We start from the raw sequence: 9,676 nt of genomic DNA, 5'->3' as shown, positions 1-9,676 counted from the left end.
CTCCCCCGCCTCCGCCCGGCAGGCGGCGCAGCAGAGCACCCCCTCGTTCAGGTGGAACAGAGGCGACTCCGGCTCCGGCGCGCCGCACACCGCGCAGGCGTCCAGCAGGGGCTCGTACCCCTCCAGGCACATGAGCTTGAGCTCGAAGGCCGCCTTTACCAGCTCCAGGGGCCGGTTCAGCCTGTCCAGGGCATAGAGGGAGTTAAGGATGAGGGAGAGGGCCGGCGGATCGGGCCGCCCCTCCACCGCCACCGCCTCCATCACTTCCGCAAAGTAGGAGGCCAGGCTCAGCCTCTCCAGATCGGATCTGACGCGCCAGAACTGCTGGAGGGACTCCGCCTCGTTGAGGGTGAAGTAGTCCCGGTATTCAAACAGGGTCATGTCCGAATAGACCAGGAGCTGGGCCGCGGCGGCCAGGGGACTGCCCTTCCGGCGGCAGCCCCGGGCCTTGACCGTGCGCTTGCCCCCCTCAGCGGTGAGCACGGTGAGCAGCTTGTCCGACTCCTTATAGTTGACCTCCCGGAGCACCAGGCCCTGGGTGCTGATGTGCATGGGCTTCCCTCCACTATTATGTATGCGGGCGCGCCGCGCCCGCGTGCTCAGCCCTTCACCCTCCGGTAAAGGCTGTAGACCTCCGGCAGGCCGGTCTGCAAAAACAGCCGCCAGAGTAGCTCCGCCCAGCTCATGGCACAGCCCCCCTTTCTGTCTTTAGGTTGGCTGGCCGCGTTCCGTTTATGAGCGGTAATTTCTGCGCCCTTACTCGTCCCGGTATCCGAAATTCTTGATCAAATTCATATTATCTCTCCAGTTTTCTTTTACCTTCACCCAGGTCTGGAGAAACACCTTCGTGCCCATAAATGCCTCAATGTCGGTGCGGGCCAGGGTGGAGATCTTCTTGAGCATGGCCCCGCCCTTGCCGATGATGATCCCCTTGTGGCTGGCCTTTTCACAATAAATGGTAGCGTCCAGGTCGATGATACCGTCGTCCCGCTCGGAAAAGGTGGTGATCTCCACGGCGGTGCCGTGGGGAATTTCCTTGTCCAGGCAGAGCAGCAGCTTCTCCCGGATGATCTCGGCGCACACCTGGCGTTCCGGCTGGTCGGTGACCATGTCCTCCGGGAAGAGCTGGGGCCCCTCGGGCAGGAACTGGGCCAGCAAGCCCAGCAGCTCGTCCACCCCCTCGTTCCGCTTGGCAGAGATGGGCACGATGGCGGCGAAGTCGTGGGCCGCGCCGTAGACCTGCATGACGGAGAGCAGCTCCTCCTTCTCCACCGTGTCGATCTTGTTGATGACCAGCACGGCGGGGACATTCAGCTCCTTGATGCGCCGGATCAGCTCCGCCTCCGGCCCGCCGATGTGGGGGATCGGCTCCACCAGCAGAAGCACCGCGTCCACGTCGGCCACGCTCTCCTTGACCACCTTCACCATGTAGTCCCCCAGGCGGGTGCGGGCCTTGTGCAGGCCGGGGGTGTCCAGGAAGACGAACTGGCAGCCCTCCCGGTTCACCACCGCGCAGATGCGGTTGCGGGTGGTCTGGGGCTTGTTGGTGACGATGGCGATCTTCTCGCCCACCAGGGCGTTGGTCAGGGTGGACTTGCCTACGTTGGGGCGGCCCACGATGCTGATCATTCCGGATTTCTTGATTTCCATAGGTGATCCTCAACTTTCTTGAGCGGTTTTATGATAATTTTTTCCGACAGGGGCGGCCGAGCACATTCGCGTCTGCGCAGGCGCAGGCTGTGGTAAGGCGCGGAGTCGTTCAGCGGCCCGGCAGCCGAGTCCCCTGCAAATGGTGTGTAAATCGTTACGGAAGGTCAGCGCGTCAAGGATGCCGCGCCCTACGCGTCCGGATCGTCTCTCCCCTTCAGCGCCTCATACAGGCCGTAGGCACAGCCGAATACGACGCCGGGCAGGGCGAAAATCACGCCGCAGGCCACCAACCCGGCCACGTCTCCGCCCGCCAGCGCGCCCAGCGCCATGCACAGCAGCCCGCAGGCGAGCAGGGAGATCGCCCCGCCGCCGCCGGCGTACCGCAAAAGCCTCTTATCCATCCGCGCCCTCCCGGGTGATGCCCAGGGCGGCCAGGATGGCCTCCTCGCGTTCCCGCATCTGGGCCTTCATCGGCCCCTCATCCAGGTGGTCGTAGCCCAGCAGGTGGAGCACCGAGTGGACGGCCAGGTAGGCCGCCTCCCGCTCCGCGCCGTGGCCGTACTCCGCCCCCTGGGCTTCCGCCCGCTCCAGGGAGAGCACCATGTCCCCCAGAGGGACCAGTCCGGTGCCAGGGTCGGCCTCCACGTCGTCCAGGGTGGGCGGTGCGCCGGGGGTAAGCTGGAACATGGGGAAGGAGAGCACGTCGGTGGGCCGGTCCACGCCCCGCTGCTCCAGATTGATGGCGTGGATGCCCTCGTCGTCGGTGAACAGCACGTCCACCTCGCAGGGGAAGGACACCCCCTCCGCCTCCAGCGCGGCGGGGATCACCCGGCGCAGCAGCCCGGCATAGGGCTCCGCCCCGTCCACCTCGGTCTCGATCAGAATTTCGTGGTTCATCGCTTTCCCTTCCTCTTTTCGTCCTCCTCATAGGCCTTGATGATGCGCTGGACGATCACGTGGCGCACCACGTCGGCCTCGTTGAGCCTGCAAATGGCGATGTCCTCCACGCCGTCCAGCACCCGCATGGCCTCCTTCAGCCCGGACACCGTGTCCCGGGGCAGGTCGATCTGGGTGATGTCGCCGGTGATGACGATCTTGGAGCCGAAGCCCAAGCGGGTGAGGAACATCTTCATCTGCTCCCGGGAGGTGTTCTGAGCCTCGTCCAGAATGATGAAGGAGTCGTCCAGGGTGCGGCCCCGCATGTAGGCCAGGGGGGCCACCTCGATGCTGCCCCGCTCCAGGTATTTGTTATAGGTCTCCGCCCCCAGCATGTCGAAGAGGGCGTCGTACAGGGGCCGCAGATAGGGGTCCACCTTGCTCTGCAGATCGCCGGGCAGGAAGCCCAGCCGCTCCCCTGCCTCCACCGCCGGGCGGGTGAGGATGATGCGGTTGACCTGCTTGTCCCGGAAGGCGGCCACGGCGGCGGCCACCGCCAGGTAGGTCTTGCCGGTGCCCGCCGGGCCGATGCCCAGGGTGATGGTGTTCTTCTTGATGGCGTCCACATACCGTTTCTGGCCCAGGGTCTTGGGCTTGATGGGCTTGCCCTTGGCGGTGACGCAGAGCACATCCCGTGCGATGTCGTTGATGTGCTCCTCGTTGCCCGCCTTCACCAGATTGATGATGTAGCGGACGTTCTGCTCGGTAATGGTCTCCTTCCGCCCGGCCAGGCCCAGCAGGCCCTGGACCGCCTTGACGGCGTAAAGGACGTTCTCCGCCTCCCCGGAGATCTTGAGCTGGTCGTCCCGGCTCACCACCGAGACGTCCAGCTCGTGCTCAATGAGCTTGATGTTTTCGTCAAACGAGCCGAAGATGTCGATGACATCCTCAATGCGCTCGATGCTGATGGTCTGTTCGATCATGGTTCGGCCTCATTTTCTTCTGTAATAGGCTCCAGCGGCACAAAGCGCCCGATCTCCTCCGTGCACTCGGCCTGGAGGGTGACCTCCAGCCGTCCGTCCCGCTGTGCGGAGGAGAAGCTGGTATGCACCACCTCGCCGTCTCCCAGCCGCGCCCGAAGGGCCTCCAGCAGCCGCTCCTCCAGCAGCCGCTCCGCCGCGTCCGCGTCCACCGGCGCGGCCGCGAGGGTATAGGCCCGGCAGGTCTCCCGGCTCAGGGCCAGGGGCATCTCCCGGCCGCCGGGCAGGGTGAGCGCCCAGGTATCTGTTATTTTATCATACTCAGGGAAGGAAATTCCACTCTTTCCGAAAAAATCGATGCGATGTCCCAGGATGCTCAGGGTCCAGCGGCTGGCCTTCTCGCCGGTATACGATTTCACCTGGGCCTCCAGGGGAATGGAGGCCGTCATGGTGTGCCACGTCCGGGCAAAGACCTGTCCCTGGGCCCGCACCAGTATTTGGCCCAGGTTCTCCAACTCGCTGTACTGGGGGGCATCCAGGGTCACCGCGCCGGAGATGAGCACCTCCCCGGCCAGCACCGTGTCCCCCTGGGCCACCAGCGCTTCCCCGCTGAGGGGCTCGATATGGGTCACAATGCCGGAGGACCGGGCCACAATGCTGCCCACCTGCTCCTCATCGTCCACTTCGGGCGCAGGCACCGCCTCCCGCACCAGCACCTCCGCCCGGGTGCCGTGGAGGTTGACCGACATCCAGGCCAGCTCGGGCAGGCCCAGCAGGGCCGCGCTGCTGATGGTCCCCTCGTCCAGTCCGGGGCCGTATACCCCCGGCCGCAGCCCCTGCCGCCGCAGCTCGGTGAGGATCTCCGCTGTGGAGACCGCCTCGTTGCCCTCCACTTCGATGGTGAGCACAAACTGAGAGAGGACGCATACCGCCGTCAGGGACAGGGCCAGCCCCACCAACAGGGCATAGCGCCGCCGGAACCGGCCCAGAAAAAAGGGCACGCCAGACTGCTCCGCCGGCACCACGGTACACAGCACCTTGTCCCCCAGCGCCCGGGCCGGGCCGCTTCCCTGCCGGGTGACGGTGAGGCGCAAACGGGTGGCCTCCAGCCACTCCACGTTCCAGAACACAATGCCCCGCTGGGCGCAGAGGTTGAGAAACCGCTCCGGAAAGGCCCCGGACACCTCCAGCCGGACGCTCCCCCGCAGGGCGTTGACCATCCGCTTCAGCATGCCTCCGCCCCCCTATTCCAGCTCCACGGCCGTGATGACACCGGTGATCAGGAGCTGGCTGGCGTTCATGCTCCGCAGCTCCAGGCCGGAGCCCCGCACCTTCACCACCAGCTTGCCCCCGGAGATGTGGATCTCCTCGCCGCCGTAGGAGAGAATTCCCTTGTGATTTTCCATCCGCAGCTCCCGGCTGCCTGTCAGCTCAATGCGGGGCAGGCCCGCCACCACGTCCCCCGGCAGATCAAATACCTCCGCCGTCTTTTCCAGCAGGCCCTCCCGCTTTCCGCTCCGTTCCATGGCCGTCCCTCCTCGTCCCTAATGCTTATGCCGGGAGGACGGCGTTCTTGCCTGTCCAAGCGAAAATGGCCGCCCCTACGGCCCGCTCAGCTCCGCCCGGGCCAGGGCCAGCAGCCGCGCCGGGGTATTGTCCTCCGGGTGGGACAGGATGTGGGCGGCCAGGCGGCGCTGGGCTGCGCCGATGGCCGGGCCCTCCAGCCCCAGGGCGGCCAGCTCCCCGCCGGAGAGGGCCAGGGCGCGCACCGCCTCGGCCTCCGGGTGGAGCACCCCCCGGCGGAGGGCCCGCTCCACCGGCAGGGCCGCAATGGGAAAGCCGGTCAGGCGGCAGAAGGCCCGCCACCGGGGCACCGGCTCCGGCGGCTCCTCCCGGAGCGCCAGCAGGCCGGGACAGTCTGGACTCCCCCCCAGGTGGGCCAGCAGGCCCAGCCGGAGCAGCTCCCCCGCCAGCTCCGGCCGGGGGGAGAGCAGGATCTTCTCCAGCTCCGCCTTGATCCGCTCCCCCGACAGGTTTTCCGCCCGGCGGGCGCTGCGCCGGATGGCGTCCAGGGTGCCCTTCTCGATGGAGAAGTCCAGTTGGGCGGCGAAGCGCACCGCCCGCAGCATCCGCAGGGCGTCCTCGGCAAACCGCCGGTCCGGGTCGCCCACGCAGCGGATCACGTTTCGGAACAGATCCATCTGCCCGCCGTACCGGTCGATCACCATACCGTTCTCATCCAGGGCCATGGCGTTGACGGTGAAATCCCGCCGGGCCAGATCCTCCGCCAGAGTGGCGTCGAAGTCCACCGCGTCCGGGTGGCGGCCGTCGGCATAGCCCGCCTCCCGGCGGAAGGTGGTCACCTCCACCGGCCCGTCCTCCGTCCGCACCGTGACCGTGCCGTGGCGCAGGCCGGTGGGGACCGTGTGGGGAAAGAGCTCCATCACCCGCTCCGGCCGGGCGTCGGTGCACACATCGAAATCCCCCGGCGTCCGGCCCAGCAGGAGATCCCGCACGCAGCCCCCCACCGGGTAGGCCGCGTGTCCTGTCCGCCGCAGCGTGTCCAGGCAGGCCCGCACGCCGCCGGGGATGGGCCATCCCTTCATTTTTCCGCCTCCCTCTGGTATCTTTTTCTTGCTATTTGCCTATAATGGTTTATAATATTGTGTTCGGAACTTATTATAAACTAGAGCAAAGGGTGTGTAAACCCCATGGCAAGCGCCAATATTCACGACTACATCGCCCCCGGCCGCAGGGCCCACCTGGTGGGCATCGGCGGGGTGTCCATGTCCCCCCTGGCCGAGGTGCTTCACAAGGCGGGCATGGTGATCACCGGCTCGGACATGCGCAACAGCGCCACGGTGGAGCACCTGCGCGCCCTGGGCATCCCCGTGGCCATCGGCCACCGGGGGGAGAACGTCCAGGGCGCGGAGCTGGTGATCCGCACCGCCGCCGTCCACGACGAAAACCCCGAAATCGCCGCCGCCCGCGCCGCGGGCATCCCCGTCTTTGAGCGGGCCCAGGCCTGGGGAGCCATCATGAGGGGCTACAAGAACGCCCTGTGCATCGCGGGCACCCACGGCAAGACCACCACCACCTCCATGTGCACCCACATCATCATGGCCGCCCGGATGGACCCCACGGTGATGATCGGCGGCACCCTGCCCCTGTTGGGCTCCGGCTACCGGGTGGGCCACGGGGACACCATCATCCTGGAGAGCTGCGAGTACTGCAACTCCTTCCTCTCCTTCTTCCCCACCGTGGCGGTGATCCTCAACATCGAGGCCGATCACCTGGACTTCTTCAAGGATCTGGACGACGTGGAGCACTCCTTCCGCGCCTTCGCCGACCGGGTGCCGGAGAGCGGCATCATTGTGGCCAATGCCGACGACGCCAACACCATGCACACCCTGGAGGGGGAGGAGCGGCCCGTCCTCACCTTCGGCCTGGAGCAGGGCGATGTCCGCGCCGCCAACCTCGCCTGGAACCGGGGCCTGCCCTCCTTCGACGTGGTGTACCGGGGGGATGTGTTCACCCACGTGGCCCTGCGGGTGCCCGGCGAGCACAACGTAAAGAACGCCCTGGCCGCCGCCGCCGCCGCCATCGCCCTGGCGGTGGAGCCGGAGGCCGTCTCCGAGGGCCTGGCCGCCTTCCGGGGGGCGGGCCGCCGCTTCGAGCACAAGGGCACCTACCACGGGGCGGAGGTGTACGACGACTACGCCCACCACCCCGGTGAGCTCCACGCCCTGCTCTCCGCCGCCCGCACCCTGGGCTATGAGCGGGTCATCTGCGCCTTCCAGCCCCACACCTATACCCGCACCCACGCCCTGTTCAACGACTTTGTGGAGGCGCTCCGCGCGCCCGACATCACCCTTCTGGCGGAGATCTACGCCGCCCGCGAGGTCAACGACATCGGCATCTCCTCCAAGGATCTGGCGGCGCGCATCCCCGGCAGTGAGTACTATGCCACGCTGCCCGAGGTGACGGAGCGGCTGCGGGCGCTGGCCCGGCCCGGCGATCTGATCCTCACCGTAGGCGCCGGCGACATTTTCACCGTGGGCGAGGCCCTGCTGCGGGAGGGCTGAGCCGCAATGCAGCGTAAAACAGCACGCCCGGCCGCTTGGCCGGGCGTGCTGTTTTATTCTTCAGTTCATCTGCTTTCTGCGGGAGAGGTTGATGGTGCCGTCCTGCATGGAGTCCACGTCGTCCAGACTCTTGCCGGTGCCGTAGGCCACGCAGGAGATGGCGTCGTCGGCCACATGGGTCTCGATGCCGGTGTGGGACTCGATGAGCTTGTCGAAGCCCCAGACCAGGGAGCCGCCGCCGGTCATGCAGATGCCGTTGGTGGAGATATCGGCCACCAGCTCGGGAGGCGTGCGCTCCAGCACGCCGTGGATGGCCTCCAGGATGCGGGTGGAGACCTCCTCGAAGGCCTCGATCATCTCGCTGGAGGACACAGAGAACACCCGGGGCAGGCCGGTCATGAGGCAGCGGCCCTTGATCTCCACCGTCTGCTCCTCCGGGCGGGGGAAGACGCAGCCGATCTGCATCTTCAGCTCCTCCGCCGTCCGCTCACCGATGAGTACATTGTGCTTGCGCCGTATGTACTTCACGATGGCCTCGTCGAACTGGTCGCCGGCGATCTTGATGGAGGTGGACTCCACGATGCCGGACAGGGAGATGACCGCGATGTCGGTGGTGCCGCCGCCGATGTCCACGATCATGTGGCCGTCGGGCTTGGCGATGTCGATGCCCGCGCCGATGGCGGCGGCCACGGGCTCCTCAATCAGATAGACCCGCCGGGCGCCCGCCTGGATGCCCGCGTCGATGACGGCGCGCTCCTCCACCTCGGTGATGCCGGAGGGGACGCAGATGACGATGCGGGGTTTGAACAGCCGGAAGGAAGTCACCTTGCGGATGAACTCCTTGAGCATCCGCTCGGTCATGTCGTAGTCGGAGATGACGCCCTCCCGCAGAGGGCGGATGGCGACGATGTTGCCGGGGGTACGGCCCAGCATCTGCTGCGCCTCGGTGCCCACCTTGAGCAGCTTGCCCGTGTTCTTGTCGATGGCCACCACGGAGGGCTCCCGCAGCACCACGCCCTTGCCTTTGACGTAGACCAGGATAGACGCCGTACCCAGGTCGATTCCGATATCCTTACTGAACATACCCGCACCTCGAAGTCTTGAAAGCTTTTGTTTTAGTTTATCCCAGAATTTCATGAATAATCCCCTATATTATACCGAAGTATCCGACCTATTTCAACGCTAATTTCCACAAACTTTCTCTATTTCTGGTCTCTCGCCCGGGCCAAGGTGGCGCATACCACCTCTCTGGCCCCCACGGTGCGCAGAATCCTTGCACATTCTGAAATAGTCGCGCCGGTGGTGATCACGTCGTCGATGAGGAGCACCCGTTTGCCCTCCACCAGCTCTGCGTCCACGGCGGTGTAGGCCCCCAGCACATTGGCCCGGCGGGCCGCGTCGCCGTCCAGGCCGGACTGGGCCTCGGTGTTGCGCCCCTTGCGCAGCGTCTCCACCGCCACCTCCCCCAGCTCCAGCGCCGCGGCGCTGGCCAGCAGGAACGCCTGGTCGTAGCCCCGCTCCCTCCTCCTCTGGTCGGAGAGGGGCACCCAGGTGATGAGGTCCCACCGCCCGTCCAGATGGTCGTGGACGCACTGGGCCACTAAGCGGCCGTAGGCCTTGTGGTAGCCCTGCCGCCCTTTGAATTTGTAGCGCCGGATGGAATCCCGTACCTGGTCCCGGTAGGCCAGGGGCGACGCGCACAGGGTGAAAAACTCCCCCGTCTGCTCCGCCTCCGGCCCCTCCAGCCACGGCAGCTCCCGCTGGCAGCGGGCACAGAAGTCCCGCTCCCCCGAGGTGAGCAGCCGCCCGCAGAACACGCATTTGGGCGGGAAGAGCAGATCCAGCAGGACCCCCACCGGCCCGCTCATGACAGCTCCTCGTCCGGAATCGGACCGTGCTCCCGCTCGAAGGCGCGGACGCACTCTTGGATGAGGTGGATGACCTGCCAGTTGAGGGAGCGTCCCTCATACTCCGCAATGTAGACCAGCTTCTTGTGGAGCTGGCTGTCCATGCGGATGCCGAGGTGCTTGTCTCGCTTCATATTGACACCACCTTTCAGGGTGATGGTATCGGTTTGTGCACGCA

At 66.2% G+C, this 9,676-nt stretch carries 12 protein-coding genes; 1 reads left to right on the top strand and 11 read right to left on the bottom strand.

Features of this window, described 5'->3' with window-relative positions:
* The 8 genes from recO to ACESY8_RS15400 all read right to left on the bottom strand — a co-directional run.
* Window positions 1–552, bottom strand: a 552-nt coding sequence (gene recO / locus ACESY8_RS15435; protein ID WP_498794835.1) for a DNA repair protein RecO, incomplete at its 3' end; no start/stop codon positions are given.
* A 204-nt stretch (window positions 553–756) separates the two neighbouring features.
* On the bottom strand, window positions 757–1,650 hold the full coding sequence (gene era, locus ACESY8_RS15430) for a GTPase Era (protein ID WP_054339071.1): 894 nt from the start codon (window positions 1,648–1,650) through the stop codon (window positions 757–759).
* A gap of 188 nt (window positions 1,651–1,838) precedes the next feature.
* Window positions 1,839–2,051, bottom strand: a complete 213-nt coding sequence (locus tag ACESY8_RS15425) for a hypothetical protein (protein WP_007494893.1) — start codon at window positions 2,049–2,051, stop codon at window positions 1,839–1,841.
* Window positions 2,044–2,547, bottom strand: a complete 504-nt coding sequence (gene ybeY, locus ACESY8_RS15420) for an rRNA maturation RNase YbeY (protein ID WP_007494895.1) — start codon at window positions 2,545–2,547, stop codon at window positions 2,044–2,046. The genes ACESY8_RS15425 and ybeY overlap by 8 nt, the downstream gene beginning before the upstream one ends.
* Window positions 2,544–3,509 carry a PhoH family protein gene (locus ACESY8_RS15415; protein ID WP_007494897.1) on the bottom strand — a complete coding sequence of 322 codons (966 nt, stop codon included), beginning with the start codon at window positions 3,507–3,509 and terminating at the stop codon, window positions 2,544–2,546. The genes ybeY and ACESY8_RS15415 overlap by 4 nt, the downstream gene beginning before the upstream one ends.
* A complete protein-coding gene (locus tag ACESY8_RS15410) occupies window positions 3,506–4,738 on the bottom strand; it encodes a sporulation protein YqfD (RefSeq protein ID WP_009257522.1) in 1,233 nt (410 codons plus the stop codon). The genes ACESY8_RS15415 and ACESY8_RS15410 overlap by 4 nt, the downstream gene beginning before the upstream one ends.
* A gap of 12 nt (window positions 4,739–4,750) precedes the next feature.
* Window positions 4,751–5,032 carry a YabP/YqfC family sporulation protein gene (locus tag ACESY8_RS15405; RefSeq protein ID WP_007494901.1) on the bottom strand — a complete coding sequence of 94 codons (282 nt, stop codon included), beginning with the start codon at window positions 5,030–5,032 and terminating at the stop codon, window positions 4,751–4,753.
* A gap of 75 nt (window positions 5,033–5,107) precedes the next feature.
* A complete protein-coding gene (locus ACESY8_RS15400) occupies window positions 5,108–6,112 on the bottom strand; it encodes a tRNA nucleotidyltransferase/poly(A) polymerase-related protein (protein ID WP_156621679.1) in 1,005 nt (334 codons plus the stop codon).
* 105 nt (window positions 6,113–6,217) lie between these two features.
* On the opposite strand from ACESY8_RS15400, the gene murC reads away from it, so the two are divergent.
* Window positions 6,218–7,591 (top strand): UDP-N-acetylmuramate--L-alanine ligase, encoded by a 1,374-nt coding sequence (gene murC / locus ACESY8_RS15395; protein ID WP_007494904.1) that lies wholly within the window; start codon window positions 6,218–6,220, stop codon window positions 7,589–7,591.
* A 60-nt stretch (window positions 7,592–7,651) separates the two neighbouring features.
* Here murC and ACESY8_RS15390 read toward each other — a convergent pair whose 3' ends face one another.
* The 3 genes from ACESY8_RS15390 to ACESY8_RS15380 all read right to left on the bottom strand — a co-directional run bounded on the left by ACESY8_RS15390 (window position 7,652) and on the right by ACESY8_RS15380 (window position 9,632).
* Window positions 7,652–8,674, bottom strand: coding sequence for a rod shape-determining protein (locus ACESY8_RS15390; RefSeq protein ID WP_007494905.1), 1,023 nt, complete (start codon window positions 8,672–8,674; stop codon window positions 7,652–7,654).
* Between the two features lie 119 nt (window positions 8,675–8,793).
* Window positions 8,794–9,459, bottom strand: coding sequence for a ComF family protein (locus ACESY8_RS15385; RefSeq protein ID WP_054339070.1), 666 nt, complete (start codon window positions 9,457–9,459; stop codon window positions 8,794–8,796).
* A complete protein-coding gene (locus ACESY8_RS15380) occupies window positions 9,456–9,632 on the bottom strand; it encodes a type II toxin-antitoxin system antitoxin (protein ID WP_009257519.1) in 177 nt (58 codons plus the stop codon). Before ACESY8_RS15380 ends, ACESY8_RS15385 begins: the two co-directional genes overlap by 4 nt.
* Window positions 9,633–9,676: the final 44 nt, after the last annotated feature.

It is taken from the genome of Clostridium sp. ATCC BAA-442 (genome assembly GCF_964239415.1).
GTDB lineage: Bacteria > Bacillota > Clostridia > Oscillospirales > Oscillospiraceae > Flavonifractor > Flavonifractor plautii.
The sequence above is the reverse complement of the archived record's forward strand: the minus strand, read 5'-3'. Positions and strand labels throughout refer to the sequence as shown.

Excerpts from the sequence above, each read along its gene's own strand:
- era (WP_054339071.1), bottom strand. The coding sequence starts at position 1,650 with ATGGAAATCAAGAAATCCGGAATGATCAGCATCGTGGGCCGCCCCAAC.
- ACESY8_RS15425 (WP_007494893.1), bottom strand. The coding sequence starts at position 2,051 with ATGGATAAGAGGCTTTTGCGGTACGCCGGCGGCGGCGGGGCGATCTCC.
- ybeY (WP_007494895.1), bottom strand. The coding sequence starts at position 2,547 with ATGAACCACGAAATTCTGATCGAGACCGAGGTGGACGGGGCGGAGCCC.
- ACESY8_RS15415 (WP_007494897.1), bottom strand. The coding sequence starts at position 3,509 with ATGATCGAACAGACCATCAGCATCGAGCGCATTGAGGATGTCATCGAC.
- ACESY8_RS15410 (WP_009257522.1), bottom strand. The coding sequence starts at position 4,738 with ATGCTGAAGCGGATGGTCAACGCCCTGCGGGGGAGCGTCCGGCTGGAG.
- ACESY8_RS15405 (WP_007494901.1), bottom strand. The coding sequence starts at position 5,032 with ATGGAACGGAGCGGAAAGCGGGAGGGCCTGCTGGAAAAGACGGCGGAG.
- ACESY8_RS15400 (WP_156621679.1), bottom strand. The coding sequence starts at position 6,112 with ATGAAGGGATGGCCCATCCCCGGCGGCGTGCGGGCCTGCCTGGACACG.
- murC (WP_007494904.1), top strand. The coding sequence starts at position 6,218 with ATGGCAAGCGCCAATATTCACGACTACATCGCCCCCGGCCGCAGGGCC.
- ACESY8_RS15390 (WP_007494905.1), bottom strand. The coding sequence starts at position 8,674 with ATGTTCAGTAAGGATATCGGAATCGACCTGGGTACGGCGTCTATCCTG.
- ACESY8_RS15385 (WP_054339070.1), bottom strand. The coding sequence starts at position 9,459 with ATGAGCGGGCCGGTGGGGGTCCTGCTGGATCTGCTCTTCCCGCCCAAA.
- ACESY8_RS15380 (WP_009257519.1), bottom strand. The coding sequence starts at position 9,632 with ATGAAGCGAGACAAGCACCTCGGCATCCGCATGGACAGCCAGCTCCAC.